Source organism: Aequorivita marina (genome assembly GCF_031631895.2).
Lineage (GTDB): Bacteria > Bacteroidota > Bacteroidia > Flavobacteriales > Flavobacteriaceae > Aequorivita > Aequorivita marina.
In genome coordinates, this window is record NZ_JAVMBW020000010.1 from 68,695 (window position 1) to 94,363 (window position 25,669).

Below are 25,669 nucleotides of genomic sequence, written 5' to 3' on the forward strand. Positions count from 1 at the left end.
ATTAATTATTGGTATAGTTGTATTAACTTTACAATTGCAGATGAAAAAAATCCAGATTAACTCCCAAAATTTTACACTTCACCCAAGCGGTGCCATATTTTGGGAGGAACAGAATATGCTGCTCATTGCCGACGTCCACTTGGGAAAAATAGCACATTTTAGAAAGCACGGAGCACCTGTTCCCGCTAATGCGGCTTTTAACAATCTGGAAAAACTCACCGAGGTTACCAATTATTTTAATCCGAAAACAGTTTGTTTTCTTGGCGATCTATTCCATAGCCAATTAAATGAGGAGTGGAAGGATTTCGTGAAATGGGTAGAATACTGTACTGCTGAGGTGATATTGATTTCGGGCAATCACGATATTATTCCACAGTATTTATATAAAGATTTGGGCGTAAAAGTTTTTGATGATATGCTGTTGAACGGTTTTCACCTAACTCACCACCCTACAAACTTGGAAGATACTTTTAACTTTTGTGGTCATATTCATCCTGGAATCATTATGAAGGGCATGGGAAGACAATTTCTGCGGTTGCCGTGTTTTTATAAAACCCTTAACAGCTTAATACTGCCTGCTTTTGGTAACTTTACGGGAAAGCATATTTTAACCCCTTCAACAAAAGATGAGGTTTTTGCCATTGTGGAAGATGAAGTTATTTGTGTATCCAAAAATTGAATTGTTATGAAAAAAACATTACAGCTTGCTAACATTATCACCTTTATTGCAATGGTTTTTGTAAACTATCTTTCTGGGACGGGAGCAATAAATGATACAACCATTGCCGAAATTTCCGAAGCCAATAACAATCTTTTTACGCCTGCTGGTTATGCCTTCTCCATTTGGGGATTAATTTATTTGATGCTTCTCGGGTTCATCATTTATCAAAGCCGAAGTCTCTTTAAAGAAGTTCGTGATGATGCTTTTATTTTAAAAACAGGCTGGTGGTTTGTGCTTTCCTGTTTCGCCAACATTATGTGGATTACTTTTTGGCTGTACGGATTTATGGAATATTCAATTATTGCAATTTTTATACTGCTCTATTCCCTTTTAAAAATTGTGATGAAAAACCGAATGGAGCTTTGGGATGCCCCAATCTCTGTAATTGCTTTCCTGTGGTGGCCCTTCGTGTTTTATAGCGGATGGGTTACTGTTGCGAGCATTGCAAATGTTTCGGCCTATTTAACCAGTATAGAGTGGAATGCTTGGGGGTATAGCGAAATCTCTTGGGCTGTAACTATGATTATTATAGCGGGAACTATCAATCTGGTAGTAACCTGGAGACGCAATATGCGGGAATTCGCCTTAGTTGGGGCTTGGGCGCTGATTGCAATTTCGGTGGCCAATTGGAGTGTTAGTCAAACCGTTGCCAATGTTGCACTTGCAGTGGCGGTAGTTTTACTTATAAGTAGCAGTTATCACGCCCTTAAAAATAGGAGTACAGCCCCACACATTAAATTACAGGAATATTTTGATAACAATAAATGATAGAAGGTTTTAGAAGTGGGTTAGATATCAGATTGTAATTTCAAATTTTTCTTCATTTTCGATATCGATTTCAACAGGTTAAACCATTCCCTTAATATCATTGCCCCATGTGGGATAGGCAAAAATCATGGCTTTTATGTTCTCACAGGTTAGTTTTCCGCACATTGCCAAGACGAACAGATTTATCATTTCCCCGGCTTCTGAAGCAATTATATGTGCCCCCAAAATAATGTTACGGTCGGCATCTACTATAGTTTTGTAGGCATATACTTTTTCATTGATACGCTTGGCGTTAAACCAATCTGGGACACTTTTGTATTCCACCACATAATTATATCCTTTTTCTTTTGCCTGATCTTCGGTCAAACCGATTGTAGCCACCTGCGGAATTGTAAAAACCACCGAAGGAACTGGCGGAAAATCCATTTTTGTATGATTTCCCTTTCTGATGTTTTGAGAGACAATCCGCGCTTCCTGCGAAGAAGTGGGCGTTAAAGGAAGTGATCCACTAGCTGAAACATCACCACAGGAATAAACCGATTTGTTGGAAGTATTCTGAAGAAATTCGTTTACCGAAACGCCCCCTTTTTCAAAAGCCACATTGCCGTTTTCTAAATCAAGTTCGTCAATGGAAGGAACACGGCCAGCAGTATTAAAAACCATTCTGGCGTCAACGTATTCTGTTTTAGAGTTCTTTTTATAAGAAATCCGATAATTTTTCTGAAGTTTTTCTACTTCGGAAACTTTTGCGTTAAAAATAAATTTGATTCCCAAATCTTCGGAAACTTTGGTTAAATGCGAAACAATATCTGCTTCAAAAGGCTTCAACGGACGCGAACCAGACTCAATTACCGTAACTTTTGCACCACAGCGGGCAGCGATATGGGCAAATTCCATCCCAATATAACCTGCGCCAACAAATACGATACTTTCCGGCAATTCTTCAAGCTCCAAAAAGTCATCGCTTACTTTCAGATAATCTCTTCCCGGAATTTTTAGCTCCATTGGTCTGTTCCCCGTTGCAATAACTATTTTCTTTGCTTTTACTGTTTTTCCTTCAACCGAAAGCGTGTTTTCATCTAAAAACCGTGGCGATTGATGATACATTTCAATGCCTGCTTCTTTTAAATCTCTTTCCGTAGCAAAGGGAACGGCATTGGTAAACGTAGATTTAAATTCTTGAAGTGCTGCCCAATCCATTTTCGGAGCAGATGTGATTCCCTTCCCTATTAAAGCTTCAGAAAGATGCATTGCTTCGGTTATTCCTACTAAAACTTTCTTGGGGTCGCAACCACGGTTGGCGCAGGTTCCACCATATTCGCGATTATCAGCAATTGCCACTTTCATTCCTTCGGTAGCACAATCGTATGCTACAGTTTTACCTGCGGTTCCAGTTCCTATTACAAAAACATCGTATTCTTTTATTGCCATAATAATGCCCGTGAAGGCGGATTTTTCTTTTTAATAGTACACTTCAAGGTTCTAAGGATTAGAATCTCAAACCTAAAATTACAGATTCATTTCACAGATATATGTTATTAAAATGGTAAAATCGGTTTAAAAGCCAGACAGGTCTTTGAGTATCTGTCTAGTTTGGATTAAATTTGCAACTTCATGCAAAAAACATTCGTTACTAGCCTCTATTCCCAGTCTTTGCAAACGCAGAAACTGTGGGAAACTATATCTAAAAACCAAACAGATATCGCTGTTTCGGGCCTTATTGGCTCTTCGTTATCAATGGTTGTAGCCGAAACTTTTACCAATACAGACCTGCCGTTTTTGCTGGTTTTGAATGATAAAGAAGAAGCGGCATATCATTTAAACGATCTCGAAAATCTTTTGGGCGATAAAAACGTACTTTTCTATCCTGGAAGTTACCGCAGACCCTATCAGATAGAAGAAACCGATAATGCGAATGTTTTGCTGCGAAGCGAGGTGTTAAACCGTATAAATTCACGTAAAAAACCTGCCCTCATCGTTACCTATCCAGAAGCGCTTTTTGAAAAAGTAGTTACGCGGAAGGAATTGGAACGCAATACATTGAAAATTGCGCTAAATGATGAGGTTTCAATTGATTTTGTAAATGAAATTCTGTTTGAATACCGCTTTAAAAGAACCGATTTTGTTACTGAACCAGGTGAATTTTCAGTTCGTGGGGGGATTTTAGACGTGTTTAGTTTTAGCAATGATGAACCTTTCCGCATCGAGTTTTTTGGTGATGAGGTGGACAGTATCCGAACCTTTGATGTAGAAACACAGCTGTCTTTAGATCAAAAGAAGAAAGTGTCCATTATTCCTAATATTGAAAATAAAATAATCGAGGAGCAACGAGAATCTTTTATTAAATATATTGCTGCAAAGACGGTTGTATTTATAAAGAACGAGGAGCTTTTTGTCAGTGCAATCGATAGTCTTTATAAAAAGGCCATTGCTGCTTATGATGCGCTAGAACCTACCATAAAACGTGCAAAACCAGCCGAATTGTTCTGTACTTCAGAATCATTAACAACGCAGTTAAATAAATTCTCAAAAGTATATCTATCTCCCCTCCCTCGGGAAGGGGTCGGGGGTGGAATTTCGTTTTCAACCAAACCACAACCTTCATTTAATAGGCAGTTCAACCTTCTTATTGAAAATTTGAATGACAATACCGAAAAGGGCTATAAAAACTATATTTTCTGCAGCAGCGAACAACAAGCAAAACGGTTCCGTGATATTTTTAGAGACTCAGATCAACACGTAGAGCAGTTTGAAACAGTTGTTTTTTCTTTGTTTCAGGGTTTTGTGGACGACGATTTAAAGATTGTGTGTTATACAGATCACCAAGTTTTTGAGCGTTACCATAAATTCCGACTTAAAAATGGCTACGCCAAAAAGCAAGCGATAACCATTAAGGAAATTTCCAATCTAGAAGTGGGCGATTACGTAACGCATATTGACCACGGAATTGGGAAGTTTGGCGGGTTGCAGAAAATTGAGGTAGAAGGAAAAATGCAGGAAGCCATCAAACTTTTTTATGGTGAACGCGATATTTTATATGTCAGCATTCATTCGCTCCACAAGATTTCAAAATACAATGGAAAAGATGGTCGAGAGCCCAAAATTTATAAATTGGGTAGCGATGCGTGGAAAAAGCTAAAGCAAAAAACTAAAAAGCGCGTCAAGGAAATAGCGTTTAACTTAATTGAACTCTATGCCAAACGACGAACTTTAAAAGGGTTTGCTTACGATCCAGATAGCTATTTGCAAGCCGAATTGGAATCCTCTTTTATTTATGAAGATACCCCAGATCAAAGCACCGCAACCGAAGATGTTAAGAAAGACATGGAGAACGAGCGGCCTATGGATCGCTTGGTCTGTGGCGACGTGGGGTTTGGGAAAACAGAAGTTGCTATTCGCGCTGCTTTTAAGGCCGTGGATAACGGAAAACAGGTAGCCGTTTTGGTGCCTACAACCATTTTGGCATTTCAGCATTATAAAACTTTTAAAGAGCGACTTGCCGAAATGCCCGTGAATGTTGATTACCTCAATCGTTTTAGAACTACCAAGGAGCGAAGAGGCGTTTTGGAAGGATTAAAAGATGGCCGTTTGGATATTGTAATTGGCACCCATCAATTGGTCAATAAAAAGGTTGAATTTAAAGATTTAGGGCTGCTGGTCATTGACGAAGAACAAAAGTTTGGCGTAGCGGTTAAAGACAAGTTGAAAACCATCAAGGAAAATGTAGATACATTAACCTTAACTGCAACGCCCATTCCGCGGACTTTACAGTTTAGCTTAATGGCCGCGCGCGATTTATCGGTAATTACTACGCCGCCGCCAAACAGATATCCGGTGGAAACCCACGTAATCCGTTTTGCGGAAGAAACCATTCGTGATGCCATTAGTTATGAAATTCAACGCGGCGGACAAGTATTTTTTGTCCATAACAGAATCGAAAATATTACCGAAGTTGCAGGAATGATTCAACGTCTTATCCCCGACGCAAAAGTTGGTATTGGCCATGGGCAAATGGACGGAAAGAAACTGGAAGATTTAATGCTTCGGTTTATGAACAATGAGTTTGATGTTTTAGTTTCAACCACTATCATTGAAAGCGGGTTAGATGTACCGAATGCGAATACTATTTTTATCAATAATGCTAATAATTTTGGACTCTCAGATTTACACCAAATGCGCGGCCGTGTGGGTAGAAGCAATAAAAAGGCCTTTTGCTATTTTATAACACCAGATTATTCGGTGATGACCGATGAGGCGCGTAAAAGGATTACCGCGCTGGAACAATTTTCAGAATTAGGAAGCGGAATCAATATTGCCATGAAGGATTTGGAAATCCGTGGTGCAGGAGATTTGCTAGGTGGGGAGCAAAGTGGTTTTATTAATGAAATTGGCTTTGAAACCTATCAAAAAATCCTTTCAGAAGCTATTGATGAGTTGAAAGATAAAGAGTTTAAATCGCTTTATGAAGAAACAGAGGGTCCGAAGAAGGATTTTGTTAAGGAAACTACGATAGATACCGATTTTGAATTGCTGTTTCCAGATGATTACGTAAATAATATTACCGAAAGACTCAATCTTTATACAAAATTGAACGCGCTTAAAAACGAAGCTGAACTGGAAAAATTTGAAAAAGAATTGCTCGATCGCTTTGGAGAGCTGCCAAAAGAGGCAGAAGATTTACTGAATAGCGTTCGGGTAAAGTGGCTTGCCATAAATATGGGCTTGGAGCGCTTAATAATGAAAAAGAAGAAAATGGTGGGGTACTTTATCGCAGATCAAGAGAGTGCGTTTTATCAAAGTCCGTCATTTTCAAAAGTGCTTCAATATGTACAATCCCATCCAAGGAAAGTAACGATGAAAGAAAAACAAACTCGCAATGGTTTGCGATTAATCTTGAGTTTTGAAGGGATTACTTCTGTAGATAAGGCGCTAAAAGCTATGGAGCCATTTGCAGATTAACTTTTCAACTTAACTTCAACTTTGACAAAGTTCTAAGACCATCAAAGTTTTTTAAGCCGCTTGTAGCCTGCAATGTCGGGTAAATGTCGGGTGAAATTCATTTAAAAATATTGCACTATATTTACTACCATCGTACTATTGCTTCATAAATTTTCTAAAAATGAAACAACCTGAACTTGGCAAAAAAATTTCAGAACTCCGAAAGCAAAAAGGGTTTACGCAGGAAGAACTCGTGGCACAGTGCAATATTAATGTGCGCACCATTCAGCGTATTGAAGCTGGTGAAGTAACGCCGCGGAGCTTCACCCTTAAAACTATCTTAGATGCTTTGGGAGAATCATTAGAGAACCTTGAAGAGAAGGAAGTTTCGCCTTTTAAAAACTTTGATGTAAGCGAAATAAAAACCTACATCATTTACCTAAAAGCTGCCTGGATTTGTGGAATCATCTATTTTCTTTCGGGCTTTGTAGAATTTGCGGTTGACTATGCCAGATTTTATGAAGACGAACTTTTAATTCCGAAAGGAGCATATATAAGCATGAAGTTTATTGTGTTGCTTTCATTCATTTACTTTTTATGGGGGTTTGTATTGAGTGGGAAATTTTTAAAGAATTATTTGTTAAAAATCGGTGCTTTCTTCTTGATGGGCACTAGTATTTTGTTTTACGGCTATGATATGGTTTCGCTTTATTTTGAGCCGTTTTATGTAGATTATGTCAGTACTGCACAGTCTTTTTTCTTCGGAATTGGCGGTATTGTTTTTGGTTTGGCATTGATGCGTTTAAAAGAACCAATGGGCAAAATTCCGGAAATAGCGGGTGGATTTGAAGTAGTAAGTGGTATTTTATTTACTCTTGTCTTCTTAGGCGGATTGGGACTGTTGTTTTTGATTCCAGCGATAATTCTACAGATTATTTTGCTTTATAAAATTGGAGAAATGTTGAAAACAGAAATTAGCTGATACCCACTGGTTAACTTTGACAAAGTTCTAAACTTTGTCAAAGTTGAGAAGTTTAAAAATGACAAAACGCATTTTCAAAATGCGTTAGGCTTTCAACTTTTTTGTTTTACAAAATAGCGATAACATCAAATCGAACTTCAACATCGAGTTCATTTGAGATTTTAAAGTCATTTCGTATATTTGATTGATGTCTGTAAACCAAAACTATACAATAGAACAATTGGCTGAAGCTTTTCAGGAATTAAGTATTTCTGAAAGAGCGAAACTGGTATCGCTTTTGCCAGAAAATTGGTTTGAGAGTTTAAATGAATTGACAGAAATTCAAAAAAAAGCGTTGAATTTTGCGTCAGAAAAAGAAAACGAAGGAAGAGCGGTTTTTCATACTTGGGAAGAAGTTGAAAGTTATGTAAAAAATAGACCGTGAAGGACTATCATATTTTGATAGAAGAAGATGCAAAATTCGACATCGCCGAAGGATATGATTGGTATTCAAAAATTTCTTCAACAGTAAGTAGTGATTTTCTCATTCAAATAAAACGAACAATTAGTTATTTAAAGGTAAACCCTTTTCTTTTTCAAGTGGTTTACAAAGACTATCGACAAGTTCCAATAAAAAAATTCCCTTTTGTTATAATTTACAAGGTTGATGTACAGAGCATAAAGATTTACAGAGTTTTTCCAACAAATACGAATCCTTCAGGAAAATTTAAAATTCTAAGAAATTAGCTGATACTCACTGGTTAACTTTGACAAAGTTCTAAACTTTGTCAAAGTTGAGAAGTTTAAAAATGATAAAAAGCATTTTCAAAATGCTCTAAGCTCTCGGTTTTTTGATTTTTTAAAATAGCGATAATATCAAATCGAACTTCAACATCGAGTTCATTTGAGATTATAAATTCATTTGCAGCCTTTACTAAATTTTTAATTTTTCCTGGCGTAACAAAACTCTGTGGATCGCCAAAAAAATCACTATTTCGGGTTTTTACTTCTACAATTACAACGGTGGTTTCTTCTTTTTGAGCAATAATGTCTATTTCGGCTTTGTCAAAATAAAAATTACGGCGTAGGATTTTATAACCGCTTTTCATTAGATATTGAGCGGCTATTTCTTCTCCTATTTTTCCAAGTTCGTTGTGGTGTGCCATAGCCTAAAAGTAACAATTTTCCCACTAGTAAATTTTGAAACTTCGATTAGACGTTTAAATAAACAAGAATCTAATTTTCAATATTTTAAATAGGAGAGCGAAAAAGCTATTCATGGCCAATAAAGATTGTTTTAACCTGCGATCTTTCTGCCGTATCACGAATTAATATTTTGACTATCAAGCTATGGCCAACGGGAGATCCACTAAATGGTATTTTTTCATCCTTAATACCGTCAGGTTCATCTACAACAAAAGGGGTCCAATCTTGAACCACTCCATAAAATCCATGAATATTCTCCCTTAACGTTTTGATTTCCACAGTATGTCCTGTAGTAGCTTTCCATTGTAATAACATAAAATTTTGTATTTGAAAATCATTTGAATTTGGATATTGCATATTCGAAGGAGGATAGAGAATGGAAATTTCATTACCCGACGATGGATTGTATTCCGGAATTAACTCTTGAGTAAGTGGGTCTAAACGAATCCGGTTTCGCTTTTTTGCAGGAGTTATAGTTTTTTGAGGTCCATTTATTATAACTCGCTTCATTCTCTTTTGCTGTTTCCCCTGCATCTTTTGCCTCTTTTCTATTTTGGTCTTACCTTCTTTAGGTTGTTTGGTGCCTTTTTGTGCATAAAATGCTGTCGTTGTTAGCAAGAAGAATAGGGTTCCTAAAAATAATAATTTGGAATTCATAGTTGTTATCTGTAGTTAATAAGTAAAATATATGTTCAAAATGCTATTAATATTTCATTCTGATTTGTAAGTGAAATTATTATGGCTTTTCTTACATTTTCAGATAAATGCATAGTTTAAACTAGTCGTGTCCGACTAAGACATAAGACCGCTGCGCTTAAAGACATAAGACGTAAGACTTGCTTTTTAATAGATTGAAAACTAGATAAAATTGATTAAACATACTTTTTAATTGATAAATTTTGATGCTAAGTATAATAGCATGCTGTCATTAAATAAAAAATATTCTAATTGCCTATTATCTGTGACTCAACAAATTTTCTCACTCTTTTAATCGGACACTAATGATTTTAAAACTACAAAACTATTGTCTGCAAGTATAACCCTTTTAGTAATTAGCAGGTTCTAATGTGTGTATGGTGCTTTTGAGTGAGCGTGTGGTATTTTAGACTTTGGTGAAAAGTAGAAAGTACCAGGAAAAGTAAGGGATAATTTTTTCCTTAATGTGAAAGAGGTACTTAAAATAATAATTAATGTAGAAAGTTCTAAAAGTCCTACTATCAAAATTAATGTTGCGGAACGATTACTATTGCTTTACCGAACAATCTTCAGTTCATTTTTTGCGAAAAGTTTAGAATATTGAATTCTGCCGGTCTTGATGCTGCTATCCCTATTATCATAATCATCTTTCCTTCTTGAACGTCTTGAGGAGTCATTGTTTTGCCTAAACCCACACTTACAAAAAATGCATCTTCGGGTTTAGCACCGCTCAATGCTCCTGCTCGCCAAAGGCCATTCAGATAGTTTTCGGTCATTGCCTTTGCCAGCGTCCAGGTTCTAGCATTATTAGGTTCATATTTGAAGCGTTCTAAAGCATTATTTACAGATTCTTCAATGCTAATGCCTAATCGCTTAACCGAAATATATTTCCATTCATTATTATTTCCCGCTAAAGTACGTGCACCCCAAACCAATACGCCTTTTCCGCTGAAACTTCGTATGGCGTTAATAGATTTTCCACTGCTATGAACGTTTAAACCAGCTTGGGTATTTCTGTCTATGTTAATTTTAGGAGCGCTTACCTTGTTTAGTGAAATATTTGCTGGAGCCTTCCACACGCCACGAGAAGCATCTACGGTGGCATAAATTCCCGCAACTGCTGCACTTGGTGGCAATTCGAGGTTCTTGGCGTTTATAAAGTTCTTTATTTCTTGGTATTGTTTCCTATACCTTCCATTATCAATATGGTACAGGGATTGTTCATTTTTAGCGGCTTCATTTAAAATAGTTTTGTCAGTATGCCGCAATACCAAATCCTTGTTTCCTAGTTTTACTTTAATTTTATCTTCGGAAAAGGTGTAGTTAAGGCTAGTTGCCAATGTGGGGAAATACGCAGCGCCAAATTGTAAGTTTTGTGTTCCCATAGCAAATCGGAAGTTTTCCGCCGATTTTTCAATATTCGTATCAACTTCTTCTACATCGCAAATAAGAAAACGATCTCGTCTTTCTGCACATTGCGCTAGTGCTGCCTTGTAAAGCGCTGTAGGCTGATTTCTATTTTTGGAGCTAATGGCATCGGGAAAAAGAATTAAGGTTGGTAAGTCTTCATTGTTAAGCCTGGAAAGTCCCGCGAGCATTTCATTATTTTTTATTGAATATGCATCATTATTATAGCTGCCTACAGAAGTAATAAAACAGTCGCCACCGCCATTTGCAAAATACAGTTTGAGCATGTAATACATCTTGTATTTTGGACTGGCCGAAAGACTAGGATATGTAATTGTTCCGTCACTTTCTACTATAAACGTTTCAATATCATCATTTGAAGGGCCACCAAATTTGCTTTTGTAATCTGCCATAGAGCTAATCTGTGTAGGCTCTGTAGGCCCTTTTTCGGTGTAACCTATAAATGCGGGAATAGCCGTTGCTACTTGATTAATACTGGGCGGTTCGCTACGGTTTTCTTGAACCGAAACTTTGGCTTTATTATTATTTTTGACGGTAGTTGCCTTTTTTCTTTTAAGAAGAATACGCTCTTTTTTAGCACTTTTTTTAATCGTTTTACCCTTTACTTGTGAAAAGCCTGAAAAGGTGAAAATAAAAAGTAAGATAAAACTGAAGACAAATCGTTTTTTCATAATACAGTATTTAAAATTTTGCGGTATTTATTTGACGGTAACAAGGAAATTACAATTTACCATTAATCAGTCGAGCTTCATAAAAACAAAGACTAAAACTTCGGGTCCTGAGGGTTTTCCTTGATGTCTTTCACGTCTAGATTCACTTGCTATTTCCTCAAGCTTTAAAGTAGTTTCATTAATACGAATGATCCTAAACTCCTGTATTGGCGGAAATGGACTATCCTGATATTGCCTACTATCTGCCAGATCAATTTTTATAGTATTGCCCACTACGTGATAACGCCCAACGGAATAATGATGTATCATACAGCTCTCATCATACCATCGCAAAGACATTTTATTATCTGATGAAAAGTGCAGGCGATCTCCCTCTTTATGGCACACATTTCTATAATTTACAAGACGTTCGTTAGAGCCATTGATGATGGTACCCGTTTGTACAAATGCCCAGTTTCCCCAAAGACTGCCAGGAAGCGGCTGCTGAAGCGTTATACAACTAGAAGTGAATGTGTAAACCAGCAACAATAAAACTACCATCTTCAATTTCGGACTTTTCATATTTTGAACACTTATTAATAAAATACCTATGGTTTTGAACAGCTTAAAGTTACGGAAACAAGAAATAGAAACAGTGGTTTTTGAGTAAACGGCAGGTTTTTATAGTTAAATGACTCTTTTTAATGAGTAAACGGTGTTTATAAAACAAATGAAAGGCATTGACATTGCCGCCTTAAAACACAAGATTTGTTTCGTTTTTATTTACTTTCAAGGTAACCTTTCTGCCCATAATCAAGGCACGGTTATCGGTGATATGCCCAACAGGAAAATTAAAGACAACCGGATAATCGTATTCTGATACTGTTTCCGTAATAATCTCAACTGCCGTTTTTCCGAAGGGATTGTCTTTCGCAAACCCAAAGGAAATGGTGTTGTCGTTCATCTTGGTCATTCCGCCAACAACAAGACCTGCAAGGTTTTTAAACATTCCGTTTCGCTTTAAATTCATCATCATTCTGTCAATGTGATATAGGTATTCGTCTAAATCTTCAATAAATAGAATCTTCCCATCGGTATTTACTGCTGAATTACTTCCGCAGAGCGAATACAACACAGAAAGGTTTCCGCCAACTAATTCGCCTTTGCCCATACCTAGTCGATTAAATTTTTGTGCGACGTCTTCTTGCGATTCTTGAAAGTGTGCTTCCGCCGCGGCGGACTTCTTGAATGATTGATTGTCTTCCTGCAGGGCGTTATGCTGAGTTTGTCGAAGTATGTTGCCGTTGGCCTCCTTGTAGGTCTTTACTTCAGAAAAAATTGAATATTCCTCTCCAAACAAAACCTTCCGAAGCGATTCAGTGGTTTCGGGAGTTTTATTCTCAATATCCAAACACATTTGCGCGTGCAAGGTTTCCACTCCTAAAGTATGAATATGCGAATGTAAAACCGTAACATCGCTATAACCAATGATCCATTTTGGATTTTTCTTAAATGCTGAAAAGTCCAACTTATCAATAATCCGTACGGTTCCGTAGCCACCGCGAGCGCACCAAATAGCTTTTATTTTTGGATTGTCCATCATTTGCTGAAAATCTGCTGCACGCAAATCATCGCTCCCGGCAAATTGATTTTCCGCAGCACCAATGGTTTTTCCCAATACTGTTTTTAGTCCCCATTTTTCTAATAGTTGAAGAGCAGGTTTCAATTCTTCAGCCTCGGCAGACGGATTTTTTAAAACTTTTCTAGCGGTGGAAACTATCGCAACGGTATCGCCTTTTTTAAGTGAAGTAGGTGTTATCATAGCTTGTATTAAGCCTACAAATTACTACATTTATATGTACTTTTGCACCTGCCTGTCTCATTTTGGCGGGTCTCAAATAAAAATTATGGATCAAAACCAAAACAGCTCCGCTACGGCGGAAAGGTACACGATTACCGCCGCATTACCATATACGAACGGTCCCGTTCACATTGGCCATTTAGCTGGCGTTTACGTGCCAGCCGATATTTATGCACGTTTCCAAAGACTTCAAAATAAAGATGTTGCCTTTATTTGTGGGAGTGATGAACACGGCGTTCCAATTACTATAAAAGCTAAAAAGGAAGGTATTACACCGCAGCAAGTGGTGGATAAATACCACGGAATCATCAAAAATAGCTTTGCGGAATTCGGAATTTCTTTTGATAACTACTCTCGGACCTCTGCTGAAATTCATCATAAAACCGCTTCAGAATTCTTTAAGAAATTATACGAGGACGGAAAGTTTATTGAAGAAGTTACCGAGCAATTATATGATGAAGAAGCCAACCAGTTTCTCGCAGACCGTTACATTACTGGAACTTGTCCGAAGTGTGGAAATGAAGAGGCTTATGGCGACCAATGCGAAAAATGTGGCTCTAGTTTAAGTGCTACGGAATTGATTAATCCAAAAAGTGCTATTTCTGGAAACGTACCTATTCTGAAGGAAACAAAACACTGGTTTTTACCTTTAAATGAATATGAGGATTTCCTAAAACAGTGGATTCTCGTTGATCATAAAAAAGATTGGAAAAGCAATGTGTACGGCCAGTGTAAAAGTTGGATTGACGATGGTTTACGTCCGCGAGCAGTTACCCGAGACTTGGATTGGGGAATAAAAGTACCTGTTAAAGGAGCCGACGGAAAAGTGCTTTATGTGTGGTTTGATGCGCCAATTGGCTACATTTCTGCAACTAAAGAATGGGCGGAAAGAGAAAGTAAAAATTGGGAAGATTATTGGAAAGATGATAAAACCAAGATGCTTCATTTTATTGGGAAAGATAACATTGTTTTTCACTGTATCATTTTCCCAGCAATGCTAAAAGCGGAGGGAAGTTACATTCTTCCTGATAATGTTCCTGCAAATGAGTTTTTAAACCTTGAAGGCGATAAAATCTCGACTAGTAAAAATTGGGCTGTTTGGTTGCACGAATATTTGGACGATTTTCCAAATCAGCAGGACGTGTTGCGATATGTTTTAACTGCCAACGCTCCCGAAACAAAAGATAATGACTTTACATGGGCAGATTTCCAAGCGCGAAACAATAATGAATTAGTAGCGATCTTTGGAAATTTAATAAACCGTGTGATGGTTTTGACCGATAAATATTATGATGGAATTGTTCCAGAACCTTCAGCTTTTTCAGAAGTTGATGAGCAAACGCTAAAGGAGTTAAAAGCCTATCCCGCGGTAATTGCAAGTTCGTTGGAACGCTACCGTTTTCGTGAGGCACAGGCAGAAATGATAAACTTGGCCCGTCTCGGAAATAAATATCTTGCAGACGAAGAGCCTTGGAAAACCATTAAAACTGATGAAGAACGCACAAAAACTGTAATGTATGTTGCATTACAGATTGCATCAGCTTTATCGGTTTTAAGCGAACCTTTTTTGCCGTTTACGAGCCAAAAGCTAAAAAAGATGCTTGGACATGCTGAGCTTGTCGAAGCACTTACCTGGAAAAACGTTTCTTCAGAATCAGAACTACTAAAACCAGGTCACAACGTAAACAAAGCCGAACTGCTTTTCAGCAAAATTGAAGATGAACAGATTGAAAAACAATTAGAAAAATTACAAAAAACGAAAATGGATAATACGAAGGAGAGTGTCTCGAATGATATCCCACAAAAAGAGGGGCAGACTGCTTCGGCTGAAATAGCCTCGCAGAAGGAAACCATACAATTTGATGATTTTATGAAACTCGATATGCGAGTAGGAACCATCATTGAAGCCGAAAAAATGCCAAAAACTGATAAGTTGATGGTTTTAAAAGTTGATACAGGCATTGATGTTCGCATCATTGTTTCTGGAATTGCACAGAGTTTTACAGCGGAAGAGATTATTGGTAAAAAAGTAACAGTTTTAGTAAATCTTGCACCAAGAAAACTCCGTGGCGTGGAAAGTCAAGGTATGATTTTAATGACAGAAAATGCCGAAGGGAAACTTGTTTTTGTGAATCCTGGTGAAGATGGGGTTGATAATGGGGCGACTATTAATTAAGGCCTCTTGCTTATAAAGTGCTAAGCCTGTTTTCTTTTCAGATATCTGCGATAGATGATAACAGAAATGTACTATGATTCTGCATAAAGTCTTGAGGTGTATTTTAGTTCTAAATCTTTTTAATCTTAGACCAATAGGATAAGTATAACGCCCTTTCAGGGCTTGAATCCTGTGGGTGTTAATCAAAGGGCTGCACCCTTTGTTTATGATATAGCGCCCCTTCAGGGCTGTCTATAATGAAGGCTATCCATTATACCCAGCCCTGAAGGGGCGGCATGTCCTAACGATGTGGCGAAGCCTATCGGTACGCATAAGAAAAGATTAATCCGTATATTAGAGGTGTATAACAAACTCTTTCTATAATATGGGACAGTCACTGGTAAAAAATTACATCCACATCGTATTCAGCACGAAGTATCGTCAAGCTTTGATACTCCCTCCGGTAGAGAAAGAGCTACATAGCTATCTTGGAGGAATATGCAATAATCATGATTCACAGGTTATAAAAGTTGGCGGTTATGTAGATCATGTTCACATTCTTTGTAAGCTCTCCCAAAAGATAGCTCTTATGAAACTGGTAGAAGTTGTGAAATCACACTCTTCAAAATGGATAAAAACAAAGGGGGCGGGTTATAAAAATTTTTATTGGCAGAATGGCTATGGTGCTTTTTCGGTAAACCCTTCCCAGGTTGATATTGTAATTGCTTATATCGCAAATCAGCACGAGCATCATAGAAAAAGAACTTTTCAGAATGAATTCCGGGCATTTTTAAAAAAGTATAAAATGGATTATGATGAACGATATGTATGGGATTAGTTTTTGGTTGATAGGCCGCATAGTCTGCTAAGCTAAAAGTTAAAGTCTGGAGTTAATTATAACGCCCTTTCAGGGCTTGAATCCTGTGGGTGTTAATCAAAGGGCTGCACCCTTTGTTTATGATATAGCGCCCCTTCAGGGCTGTCTATAATGAAGGCTATCCATTATACCCAGCCCTGAAAGGGCGTATACTCTAACGATTGTTGGCTCTATAGCTCTTTAATGAAAGTTATCCATTATACTCAGCCCTGAAGGGGCGGCATGTCCTAACGATGCGTCTAAGCCATCGCCTATTAATCTATCGTCCATCATAAGGAAGATTAACACTACACCCAAAACCCTGAAAGGGTGGAATACTGTAACGATGTGGCGAAGCCCATCGTCAAAGAGTCAGAAAGGGTACTACCAAGTCTCTAAAAGCCCTGAAAGGGCGTAGTATCTCTATGGAGTGCTGATGGTAATTATTATAAAGAAGAATTCCTCCTTGAGTATAATCTGGATTGTATAATACCTATTTTTGCCCAAAACCCATATAACAACAATTCCCGTGACTCTTATAAACTTTATAACATCCCAAACCCAACTTCCAAAAAATAGCGTTGAAAACACAGTTAAGCTTTTAAATGAAGATGCTACTATTCCCTTTATTTCACGTTATCGGAAAGAACTAACTGGCAATTTGGATGAGGTTCAAATTGGCGATATCGTAAAGTTTAAAGAACAGTTTGAAGCATTAGAAAAACGAAAAATTTCTATTCTGAAAACTTTGGAAGAACAGGAAGTTTTGACTGCTGAACTTCAAAAGAAAATAAAAGGAGCAACAGATTTAATCGCTTTGGAAGATTTGTATTTGCCTTATAAAAAGAAGCGGAAAACTAAAGCAGATACGGCTCGGGAAAATGGTTTGGAACCTTTGGCAAAAATTATAATGGGCCAAACCCGAAGTATTTCGAATTCTGATATTGCTGCACTTGCTTCAAAATATGTGAAAGGTGAAATAACGTCTGAAGAGGAAGCTTTGGAAGGCGCACGCCATATTATTGCCGAATGGATAAACGAGCGCATGGACATTCGGAATATGCTTCGGAAGCAATTGAAACGATATGCCGTGATTTCAACAAAAGTTGTAAAGAAGTTTGAAGATGATGAAAAAGCTCAGAAATTCCGTGATTACTTTGACTGGAATGAAGCCTTAAACCGAATTCCTTCACACAGATTATTGGCCATTCTACGCGCTACTTCCGAAGGATTTATTCGGAATAAAATCGACCTCGATAGCTATCTGGAAGGCGATGAAAAAGCAATCTATAAAATTGAGGACCGTATTATAAAATCGAACGATGCTGCTTCAAAGCAAATTAAGCTTGCAATTGAAGATAGCTACAAACGCCTGTTGTTTCCGGCACTTTCAAATGAAGCGCTCTCCCTTGCCAAAGAAAAAGCCGATGATACGGCGATTAATGTTTTTACAAAAAATTTAAAACAACTTTTATTGGGTTCACCTTTGGGAGAAAAGCGAGTACTGGCCATTGACCCTGGATTTAGAACCGGTTGCAAAGTGGTGTGCCTTGATGCGCAGGGTGGTTTGGAACACAATGAAACCATATATCCGCATCCGCCAAAAAGCGATGCTAAAGCTGCGATGAAAAAGATAAGTTCCCTTGCCGATGCTCATAAAATTGAGGCGATTGCAATAGGAAATGGAACCGCTTCGAGAGAAACGGAACAGTTTATAAAACGAATTCACTTTAAGAATCCAATTCAGGTTTTTGTGGTGAGCGAGGCAGGTGCTTCTATTTATTCGGCTTCAAAAATTGCACGAGATGAGTTTCCAAATTACGATGTTACCGTTCGTGGTGCAGTTTCCATTGGTAGAAGATTGCAGGATCCGTTGGCGGAACTTGTAAAAATTGATGCTAAATCTATTGGTGTGGGCCAATATCAACACGATGTAGATCAGACGAAGCTGAAAAAATCTTTGGATACTACCGTTGCTCTTTGTGTAAATTCGGTTGGGGTAAACATCAATACTGCTAGTGTGCCGTTGCTGAGTTATGTTTCGGGAATTGGGTCTAAACTTGCTGAAAACGTAGTAAAACATCGCGAGGAAAATGGTGTTTTTACTTCCCGTAAAGAAATTATGAAGGTTTCCCGATTGGGAGAAAAGGCTTTTGAACAAGCGGCCGGATTTCTTCGTATAAAAAATGGTAAAAATCCATTGGACGATTCTTCCGTGCATCCTGAAAGTTATTCTATAGTTTCAAAAATGGCAACGGATGAAGGTGTAAAAGTTTCAGATTTAATTGGGAATAAGGAACTTCTTCAGAAAATAAAGTTAGAAAAATACACCACTGAAAATGTAGGACTCCCCACCTTAAAGGATATTATTAAAGAATTGGAAAAACCAGGATTAGACATTCGAGAGGAGGCTAAAGTTTTCACTTTCAACCAAAACATAAAAACTATCAAGGATTTACAGGAAGGTCAATTGCTACCCGGAATAGTAAATAACATCACTAATTTTGGCGCTTTTGTAGATGTGGGAATAAAGGAAAGCGGACTGATTCACGTTTCAAATCTTACCGATGACTATGTTTCTGATGTTAGTGAACACGTACATTTACACCAGCAGATTATTGTAAAAGTTCTTGATGTAGATGTGCCCAGAAAACGCATCCAGTTAAAGCTCCATAAGGGCTAAAGTTTTAAGACTGTATTATAAGTTGTTTGGGGGTCACTGCTATCGTCCAATTGCGGCCGGTCTGTTTTCTTTGCAACTGAGAAGAAGCTACTATTATAGATACGTTGTCAACGAAAAAAGTGATATTTGCTGACTTTTTATTACAAATTACCATCGTGCTGAAAATTGCTTACCACTACACTTACAACTATCCATTGCCGAAAAAGCATCGTTTCCCGATGGAGAAATATTCGCTTTTGAAGCAACAATTGCTCTATGAGGGAACTTGTAGCGATGAAAATTTTTTTAACCCAGGATTGCCCAGTAACGAAGTTGTCCTGGCGGTGCATACTAAAGCGTATTTTGACAGTTTGCTGAATTTGACCATTGATAAACGTGCTGCACGAAAAATTGGTTTTCCACTTTCAGCCAAGTTTGTTGAAAGGGGACTTCGTATTGCCCAAGGAACAATAGAGGCCTGTAAATTTGCCTTGGAAAATGGAATTGCAATGAATATTGCTGGTGGTACGCACCATGCCTATTCAGATAGCGGTGAAGGTTTTTGTATGCTTAATGATCAAGCAATTGCAGCTACGTATTTATTGCAAAACCATGCCGAAATTCACAAAATTTTAATTGTAGATTTAGATGTGCATCAAGGAAATGGCACTGCTAAAATTTTTCAGAATAATGATTCTGTTTTTACCTTTTCAATGCACGGCGCAGGGAATTATCCTTTTAAAAAGGAAAAAAGTGATTTAGATCTTGCAATTCCTGATGGTAGTGGCGATGCCGTTTATCTGTCAATATTAAAAAGAACCTTGCCGCAGTTAATGGATGAACAGCAACCAGATTTTATCTTCTATTTAAGCGGTGTAGATATTTTAGAAACAGATAAATTAGGAAGATTAAATTGCTCCGTAGAAGCTTGTAAAGAACGCGATCGTTTTGTGTTGCAAATGTGCAAAGATTTAGAAATTCCCGTTGCCGTTAGTATGGGCGGTGGTTATTCTCCAGAGATAAAAACTATTATTGGGGCGCATGCAAATACTTTTAGATTGGCAAAAGAGATATATTTCTAAAAAATGATACGAATAATGAAGTGCTTTTAATATTATAGGTAGAGTCCTAATTTTATCTTCCAGTAGGGCATTTGCTCCTCAAAATATTCAAAATATGTTTTTAGCGAATCGGGATTTTCGAGTCGTTTTTTTGCTGTTTTTATTTTTTCAATTTCTTTTGAAGATATAAATGCTGAAAAATCTAAAGGCTCGCCAGATTGGTGCATCTTGATGAAATGCCCATAGATAGAATCTATTGAAAGTCCGCGTTTTTTAGCAATTTGATTGGGTGAGAGTCCTTCTTCTCTAAACAATTTATAACTGCGTTCGTGGGTTGGAAGCTGGCTTTCTAGATTGTCAAAATGCCGGTTGATGACTTTAAGGAAATCATTGGCGTATTTTTCCAGTTTTGCTTCACCAACTCCTGAAACTTGAGCAAATTCTTCAAGAGTTCTCGGCTTTTTAAGCTCCATATCTTCAAGAGTTGCATCGTTAAACACTATATAAGCAGGCATATCTATGTCTTTTGCCAATTTTGAACGCAACATTCTTAATTTTTCAAAAAGATCGGCTCTTTTTCTAGGGGTCTTCTCCGTTTTTACTTTTGCAGTTTCTTTAATTGTGTTTGCTAATCGCACTTTTTCACCTTCAAATAAAACTTTTTTTGCTAGTGGCGTGAGCAACAACCTCCCTTTTTCATGGAAATATATTTGCAATACGCCTTGGTTTAAAAGTTGGATAACATATTGTTGCAAATCGCGCCACGAAATATCTTTTGCTGCACCGAAGGTTTTAATGTTTTGATAGCCTTTTTCGTAAACTTGGGCGTTTTCAGAACCGCGAAGCACATCTAAAACCATCCCCAGTGCTTCTTGTTCTTTTAGTCTAGTTACTGCAGAGCATACTTTTTGTGCGATTAGGGTGCCGTCAAAATATTTAGGCGGTGCTTTGCAGATGTCGCAATTGTTACAATCTTCGGTAATGTGTTCTCCAAAATATCCTAGCAAGACTTTTCGTCGGCAGCTTAAAGCTTCAGCAAATTGTTGCATTCGCTCCAGTTTTGCTAATTGAAATTTTTCTGTTGCGGTGCCTTCAGCAAACTTTCTAAGTTGCATTACATCGGCATAACTATAGAATAACAAAGTATGTGCTGTTAAACCGTCACGACCGCTTCGTCCTATTTCCTGATAATAGCCTTCAATGTTTTTAGGCATATTATAATGAATAACCCAGCGGACGTTGCTTTTGTCAATACCCATTCCAAAGGCTATAGTTGCAACAATGATGGGCACGTCGTCGTTGATAAAACTTTCTTGAATTTTTGAACGCTCTTCAGCGCTAAGACCCGCGTGATAGGCTTGGGCTTTATAGCCGGCTTTATTGAGTTTTTGGGCAAGATTTTCGGTGCTACGTCGGCTTAAGCAATAAATAATACCGCTTTGTTTCCCACGCTTTGCAAGAAAATTTAAGATTTGCTTATTTCTATTTTGTCCCGGCTTAACATCTAAAAACAGATTAGGCCTATCAAACGAAGCGATAAATGTTTTGGCGTTTGGTATTGCAAGTTGGGTGGCAATATCTTCACGGGTAGGGCGATCTGCCGTTGCGGTTAAGGCAATTAAAGGAACCTTGGGAAATTGGGTCTTTAAACTTTTTAACTGCGTGTATGCAGGACGAAAATCGTGACCCCAGCTGGAAATGCAATGGGCTTCATCAACGGCAAAAAGACTTATGGGCGTAGATTGTAGAATGGCGTTTAACTGCGGTAAACTTTCGGGCGCAACGTATAGCAAATCTAGCTTTCTGTTTTGTAAGTTTCGCAATACCTCTTGTTGTACCTCATGAAGTTGCGAGCTATTGTAATAAGAAGCAGAAACTCCATTGGCTTTTAAGGCATCTACTTGGTCTTTCATCAACGCAATTAGTGGTGAAATTACAATTGCGGTACCCCTAAGTGCCAAAGCTGGCAACTGAAAACACAATGATTTCCCGCCGCCAGTAGGCATTATGGCTATGGTGTCTTTTTGAGCCAATACGTTGTTTATAATTGCTTCCTGATTAGAAAGAAATGTCTCGTAACCGAAGTGCGTTTTGAGGAGGGACTTTATATTGGTTTGGTGGGTTTCTGTTGTTGAATTCATGAGGGTAAAATTAAGGCTAATTTTTCGCATTGATTTCGCTCCTTCCTTACAATTCCAATAAATTGCCTTTAAAGCAATTTGTCGGAATCATTCAGGGGACTTGGGTTTTGCACTTTAATTGAACTACAAGATTAAGATTGCTGAGTAATCCTGAAAAGAATTTATAAAGTATTTTAATCGGGATTGTATTGAAGTACCGACAGTATAAAAACTTCTTTTTTGAAAGTACTTCCAACTCTTTTATTTCGTCATTAATTAATGCTTCTTTTTTTATGGGATAATTTTTTTTAGTTGATGTTCTCTAATGAAAGCGTAATCAATTCTCGTAACAATTTCTACATCAATTTATTTTAGAGGTAATCTTTCAGAAGTAAATTCATCACTTTTAGTATTAGCCTGCTGCCAAAAGCGTCTACCAACATCTTTAGTGCTACCTACATAATAACTACTGTCACAACATAACAAAATATATGTGTATGAATTTGCCACAACCTAAGGCTGTTGAGTGATTTAAAAATAGGCGCCACAAGGCGCCTATTTTTAAATTGTACCGAAGTACTATTTACTCAACATCAACAATTCATTACAAAACACTTCGGTTATATAACGTTTGTTGCCCTCTTTGTCATCCCATGAGCGATTCGTTAACTTGCCTTCTATGGCAATTTCCTGGCCCTTGGTTACATACTCTTCCACAACCTTTACAAGCCCGCCTTTTACTACTACATTATGCCAGTAGGCGCGTTCTACTTTGTTGCCGTCTTTGTCTTTGTAACTGTCGTCTGTTGCCATTGAGAATTTGGCGATTTTGTTTCCGTCTTTGAAAGTGATGATTTCTGGTTCTTGACCTAATCTTCCAATCAGCTGTACTTTGTTTCTAAGTGCGTTCATGATTTCTAAATTTTTATTGTTCCGTACTGCGGAACGGGTTAAACAATTAATACTATCGAAGTTCATGTTATTCGACACCACAAACATATAACAGCGTGCAAGTTCTAATCGGTTGGTAATCATTTACTTTCGTTTATAGTTGTTTGTAAACGTTTGTAAGCGTTTACAAATGGATAATAGCCTTACATTGCTGGTGTATAGCGCTTTGTGAGTTATTTTTAAAAACTTAACTTTTTATTCATTTTTTACATTCGCCTAAAAAGAAAGTATATTTTAGATTGATTTCTACCTCTTTTTAGAAGCTAGTTCAGTTTAATACTAAATGAATTGAACGGAATGCTCATTTAAACCTTGTTGTTGCTAAACTGGTCTTGAATGCAGGAAGTGCTTTTTCTAATTTGCACCTAATTACAAATTTAAAGTCACAAAAACTGAAATTATGAAAAAGTTTACTTTACTTATTACCTTGTGTTTTATTAGCTCTTTGGGGGTAATAAACGCACAGAAAAAAATTGGAGAAGCAGGTTCTTCTAAAACTAACGGTTCGCAGCAGACCGTGAAACTACCTGCTGCTTATTTTAAAACTACTACGGCACCAGTACGCGAAACAGCACATGGCGTTAAGAGGTCTCAAGTCTCTCTTGATTTTCAGGATTTACGAATTTCTTCTTATGGATCTTATGGCCCAGCAGCCAAACCCGAAGGCACCGAAGGCTTTGGCGAAAACCTTATTTATACTAGTGGTCCGTATATTAATGATGGACCAGATTTGAGTATATTGGAAGACCTGAGCGAAGATATGTCAACGTTTGGCTCAGGTGCCCAAAAGGGTTCTGATAATAGCGTTGCAGAGGATTTTACACTTCCTATGGATTTTGATATTAATTCAATAGATGTTTATGCCTATCAAACTGGTTCTACGCCACCATCTATTACAGCAGTCTATATGCAAATTTGGGATGGAGATCCTAGTGCAAGCGGTACAGTTGTATGGGGCGATTTGACCACCAATATTCTAGAAGATGTTGAAGATACAGAAGTGTACAGAGTTTTGGAAAGTGATCAAGGAAATACAGATAGAAAAATACAAAAAGTAACAGCAAACACTAGTGGCCTTTCCTTATCAACCGGAACATATTGGGTTGAATATACTTTTGAAGGTTCTGGTAGTTCTGGTCCTTGGGTACCACCAATTGCGGTTATAGGAGAGACGATAACCGGAAATGCAATTCAAAATTCAGCTGGTACCTGGCAAGCATTAGTGGATGGCCTAAATGATGATCCACAAGGGCTTCCCGTACAGATTTATGGAGCGGCCGACTTAGGCGGAAATAGCTGTGTGGAAATGAATCCACCCTACGATTGGTTGTTTGAAATTGGTTTGAATATTACTTCAACATCAAGTTATTCATCCGCCAACGATTTAACGCTTGCTGCAAATGAGAGTTTCACACTTAAAAATATTACCGCCATATTGATGTCGGAATGGCCTATTACTGAGGTAGATGTAACGTATTATGACGATAATAATGGACTGCCAGGTGCTGTAGTCGGTTCTGAGAATTCGGTTACCATTGATGCGATTGATGCCATTGGCGCAGCTCATGGTTCAAATCATAATGTTTATGAGGTGAAAATGACCGTAGACCCATTTGAGTTTACGGGAGATGAGAACAGCGGAACGACCTACTGGATAGAGTTGAGTGCTACGAGTTCGCAAAACACCGATGTATATTGGGCTGGCAGTTACGGGAATACGGTTGGAAATCCGATGGCTCAAGACGATGGTGGCTGGGGAGAGTATGATTCTGGTCTTGATGGGCTTTATATCTGGAGTGGAGACTGTAGTCCTGTTCTGGGTGTAGAGGATAACGAGCTTGCACAGTTTAGCGTTTATCCAAACCCTACCCGCGATGTGCTATACTTAGAAACCAATGGGAATATTGAATCTATTTCCTTGTTCAATCTCTTGGGACAAGAAGTACTGGCTGGAAAAATAGACAAGAATACTACCGAAATCAGTTTGGCAAGTCTTCCAGTTGGAACTTATATTTTAAAGACAACTGTTGCCGGGCAAGTGCAGACTCAGAAGATTATTAAAATGTAATCTGTTTTTTTTATAAAAAACCATTAGTGTCCGATTAAAAGAGTGAGAGAATTTGTTGAGTCACAGATAATAGGCAATTAGAATATTTTTTATTTAATGACAGCATGCTATTATACTTAGCATCAAAATTTATCAATTAAAAAGTATGTTTAATCAATTTTATCTAGTTTTCAATCTATTAAAAAGCAAGTCTTACGTCTTATGTCTTTCAGCGCAGCGGTCTTATATCTTAGTCGGACACGACTAATAAAAAATGAAAGCCATTCTCATTTGAGAATGGCTTTTTTGTGAGCGCGAATAACGTATTATTATATAAGTTAAGCTTACATTTTCCTTCAGATTATATTGCTTGTCACTCACTTGCTTTTATTCACATTTGATTGTAGGCATTTGTTTTTGAGAAATATAATATTTCACTTATAATTCATATAAAACCAATCCTGTCCTAAATATTTAACCTGTTCATTTTTTCCATTGATGAAAAAACGAACCAAAAAAATCTAGGCTTACGAAATTTTCTCTAAATTTTTTGTTCGTCCCCTAAATTTTAGGAACTCGCCTTTAAAT

Annotated in this window: 20 protein-coding genes; 11 read left to right on the forward strand and 9 right to left on the reverse strand. The window is 37.6% G+C overall.

Translation table 11 applies throughout. The features are described 5' to 3' along the window. Positions 1-40: 40 nt before the first annotated feature. Both pdeM and QPK98_RS11460 read left to right on the forward strand, forming a co-directional pair. Positions 41-679: a ligase-associated DNA damage response endonuclease PdeM gene (gene pdeM, locus QPK98_RS11455; RefSeq protein WP_310993513.1), complete on the forward strand. Its 639-nt coding sequence runs from the start codon at positions 41-43 to the stop codon at positions 677-679. Positions 680-685: 6 nt separating this feature from the next. Further along, positions 686-1,489: a TspO-related membrane protein gene (locus QPK98_RS11460; RefSeq protein WP_310993515.1), complete on the forward strand. Its 804-nt coding sequence runs from the start codon at positions 686-688 to the stop codon at positions 1,487-1,489. A gap of 78 nt (positions 1,490-1,567) precedes the next feature. Here QPK98_RS11460 and QPK98_RS11465 read toward each other — a convergent pair whose 3' ends face one another. Then, positions 1,568-2,920: a dihydrolipoyl dehydrogenase family protein gene (locus QPK98_RS11465; protein ID WP_310993516.1), complete on the reverse strand. Its 1,353-nt coding sequence runs from the start codon at positions 2,918-2,920 to the stop codon at positions 1,568-1,570. A 183-nt stretch (positions 2,921-3,103) separates the two neighbouring features. Between QPK98_RS11465 and mfd the strand changes: the two genes are divergently transcribed. The 4 genes from mfd to QPK98_RS11485 all read left to right on the forward strand — a co-directional run bounded on the left by mfd (position 3,104) and on the right by QPK98_RS11485 (position 8,135). Continuing rightward, positions 3,104-6,448: a transcription-repair coupling factor gene (mfd, locus tag QPK98_RS11470; protein WP_310993519.1), complete on the forward strand. Its 3,345-nt coding sequence runs from the start codon at positions 3,104-3,106 to the stop codon at positions 6,446-6,448. Between the two features lie 160 nt (positions 6,449-6,608). Beyond that, the gene (locus tag QPK98_RS11475; RefSeq protein WP_310993521.1) at positions 6,609-7,409 is read left to right on the forward strand and encodes a helix-turn-helix domain-containing protein; all 801 of its coding nucleotides are present in this window, start codon (positions 6,609-6,611) and stop codon (positions 7,407-7,409) included. Positions 7,410-7,596: 187 nt separating this feature from the next. Beyond that, the gene (locus QPK98_RS11480; protein ID WP_310993523.1) at positions 7,597-7,833 is read left to right on the forward strand and encodes a hypothetical protein; all 237 of its coding nucleotides are present in this window, start codon (positions 7,597-7,599) and stop codon (positions 7,831-7,833) included. Then, complete coding sequence (locus QPK98_RS11485; RefSeq protein WP_310993524.1) at positions 7,830-8,135, forward strand: type II toxin-antitoxin system RelE/ParE family toxin; 306 nt, start codon at positions 7,830-7,832, stop codon at positions 8,133-8,135. The genes QPK98_RS11480 and QPK98_RS11485 overlap by 4 nt, the downstream gene beginning before the upstream one ends. A gap of 56 nt (positions 8,136-8,191) precedes the next feature. On the opposite strand, the gene QPK98_RS11490 is transcribed toward QPK98_RS11485, so the two are convergent. The 5 genes from QPK98_RS11490 to QPK98_RS11510 all read right to left on the reverse strand — a co-directional run bounded on the left by QPK98_RS11490 (position 8,192) and on the right by QPK98_RS11510 (position 13,190). After that, positions 8,192-8,554, reverse strand: a complete 363-nt coding sequence (locus QPK98_RS11490) for a YraN family protein (protein ID WP_310993525.1) — start codon at positions 8,552-8,554, stop codon at positions 8,192-8,194. A gap of 106 nt (positions 8,555-8,660) precedes the next feature. Next, positions 8,661-9,251 carry a hypothetical protein gene (locus QPK98_RS11495; protein ID WP_310993526.1) on the reverse strand — a complete coding sequence of 197 codons (591 nt, stop codon included), beginning with the start codon at positions 9,249-9,251 and terminating at the stop codon, positions 8,661-8,663. A gap of 608 nt (positions 9,252-9,859) precedes the next feature. Then, entirely contained in the window at positions 9,860-11,389 is a 1,530-nt protein-coding gene (locus QPK98_RS11500; RefSeq protein WP_310993527.1) for a phage tail sheath family protein, read from the reverse strand. A 66-nt stretch (positions 11,390-11,455) separates the two neighbouring features. Further along, positions 11,456-11,950 (reverse strand): lipocalin family protein, encoded by a 495-nt coding sequence (locus tag QPK98_RS11505; protein ID WP_310993528.1) that lies wholly within the window; start codon positions 11,948-11,950, stop codon positions 11,456-11,458. A 172-nt stretch (positions 11,951-12,122) separates the two neighbouring features. Continuing rightward, complete coding sequence (locus tag QPK98_RS11510; protein WP_310993529.1) at positions 12,123-13,190, reverse strand: S66 peptidase family protein; 1,068 nt, start codon at positions 13,188-13,190, stop codon at positions 12,123-12,125. An 85-nt stretch (positions 13,191-13,275) separates the two neighbouring features. Here QPK98_RS11510 and metG point away from each other — a divergent pair, with 85 nt between their 5' ends. The 4 genes from metG to QPK98_RS11530 all read left to right on the forward strand — a co-directional run bounded on the left by metG (position 13,276) and on the right by QPK98_RS11530 (position 19,984). Continuing rightward, entirely contained in the window at positions 13,276-15,405 is a 2,130-nt protein-coding gene (gene metG, locus QPK98_RS11515; protein WP_310993530.1) for a methionine--tRNA ligase, read from the forward strand. A 364-nt stretch (positions 15,406-15,769) separates the two neighbouring features. Continuing rightward, complete coding sequence (gene tnpA / locus QPK98_RS11520; RefSeq protein ID WP_310993532.1) at positions 15,770-16,222, forward strand: IS200/IS605 family transposase; 453 nt, start codon at positions 15,770-15,772, stop codon at positions 16,220-16,222. A 547-nt stretch (positions 16,223-16,769) separates the two neighbouring features. Then, positions 16,770-18,923 carry a Tex family protein gene (locus QPK98_RS11525; protein WP_310993533.1) on the forward strand — a complete coding sequence of 718 codons (2,154 nt, stop codon included), beginning with the start codon at positions 16,770-16,772 and terminating at the stop codon, positions 18,921-18,923. A 155-nt stretch (positions 18,924-19,078) separates the two neighbouring features. Further along, the gene (locus QPK98_RS11530) at positions 19,079-19,984 is read left to right on the forward strand and encodes a histone deacetylase family protein (protein WP_310993537.1); all 906 of its coding nucleotides are present in this window, start codon (positions 19,079-19,081) and stop codon (positions 19,982-19,984) included. A gap of 32 nt (positions 19,985-20,016) precedes the next feature. Here QPK98_RS11530 and recQ read toward each other — a convergent pair whose 3' ends face one another. The 3 genes from recQ to QPK98_RS11540 form a co-directional block, all read right to left on the reverse strand. After that, positions 20,017-22,104 (reverse strand): DNA helicase RecQ, encoded by a 2,088-nt coding sequence (gene recQ, locus QPK98_RS11535; RefSeq protein WP_310993535.1) that lies wholly within the window; start codon positions 22,102-22,104, stop codon positions 20,017-20,019. Positions 22,105-22,449: 345 nt separating this feature from the next. Further along, positions 22,450-22,593 (reverse strand): GIY-YIG nuclease family protein, encoded by a 144-nt coding sequence (locus tag QPK98_RS15675; protein ID WP_353963172.1) that lies wholly within the window; start codon positions 22,591-22,593, stop codon positions 22,450-22,452. A gap of 69 nt (positions 22,594-22,662) precedes the next feature. Further along, positions 22,663-22,995: a single-stranded DNA-binding protein gene (locus tag QPK98_RS11540; RefSeq protein WP_310993538.1), complete on the reverse strand. Its 333-nt coding sequence runs from the start codon at positions 22,993-22,995 to the stop codon at positions 22,663-22,665. A 439-nt stretch (positions 22,996-23,434) separates the two neighbouring features. On the opposite strand from QPK98_RS11540, the gene QPK98_RS11545 reads away from it, so the two are divergent. Then, positions 23,435-25,102 carry a T9SS type A sorting domain-containing protein gene (locus QPK98_RS11545; RefSeq protein WP_310993536.1) on the forward strand — a complete coding sequence of 556 codons (1,668 nt, stop codon included), beginning with the start codon at positions 23,435-23,437 and terminating at the stop codon, positions 25,100-25,102. Positions 25,103-25,669 lie beyond the last annotated feature (567 nt).

Bases quoted from the DNA above. Each gene is read 5' to 3' on its own strand.
- QPK98_RS11545 (WP_310993536.1), top strand. From the start codon at position 23,435: ATGAAAAAGTTTACTTTACTTATTACCTTGTGTTTTATTAGCTCTTTG.
- tnpA (WP_310993532.1), top strand. From the start codon at position 15,770: ATGGGACAGTCACTGGTAAAAAATTACATCCACATCGTATTCAGCACG.
- QPK98_RS11480 (WP_310993523.1), top strand. From the start codon at position 7,597: ATGTCTGTAAACCAAAACTATACAATAGAACAATTGGCTGAAGCTTTT.
- metG (WP_310993530.1), top strand. From the start codon at position 13,276: ATGGATCAAAACCAAAACAGCTCCGCTACGGCGGAAAGGTACACGATT.
- QPK98_RS11460 (WP_310993515.1), top strand. From the start codon at position 686: ATGAAAAAAACATTACAGCTTGCTAACATTATCACCTTTATTGCAATG.
- pdeM (WP_310993513.1), top strand. From the start codon at position 41: ATGAAAAAAATCCAGATTAACTCCCAAAATTTTACACTTCACCCAAGC.
- QPK98_RS11495 (WP_310993526.1), bottom strand. From the start codon at position 9,251: ATGAATTCCAAATTATTATTTTTAGGAACCCTATTCTTCTTGCTAACA.
- QPK98_RS11500 (WP_310993527.1), bottom strand. From the start codon at position 11,389: ATGAAAAAACGATTTGTCTTCAGTTTTATCTTACTTTTTATTTTCACC.
- QPK98_RS11540 (WP_310993538.1), bottom strand. From the start codon at position 22,995: ATGAACGCACTTAGAAACAAAGTACAGCTGATTGGAAGATTAGGTCAA.
- QPK98_RS11475 (WP_310993521.1), top strand. From the start codon at position 6,609: ATGAAACAACCTGAACTTGGCAAAAAAATTTCAGAACTCCGAAAGCAA.
- mfd (WP_310993519.1), top strand. From the start codon at position 3,104: ATGCAAAAAACATTCGTTACTAGCCTCTATTCCCAGTCTTTGCAAACG.
- QPK98_RS11490 (WP_310993525.1), bottom strand. From the start codon at position 8,554: ATGGCACACCACAACGAACTTGGAAAAATAGGAGAAGAAATAGCCGCT.
- QPK98_RS11510 (WP_310993529.1), bottom strand. From the start codon at position 13,190: ATGATAACACCTACTTCACTTAAAAAAGGCGATACCGTTGCGATAGTT.
- QPK98_RS11505 (WP_310993528.1), bottom strand. From the start codon at position 11,950: ATGAAAAGTCCGAAATTGAAGATGGTAGTTTTATTGTTGCTGGTTTAC.
- recQ (WP_310993535.1), bottom strand. From the start codon at position 22,104: ATGAATTCAACAACAGAAACCCACCAAACCAATATAAAGTCCCTCCTC.
- QPK98_RS11465 (WP_310993516.1), bottom strand. From the start codon at position 2,920: ATGGCAATAAAAGAATACGATGTTTTTGTAATAGGAACTGGAACCGCA.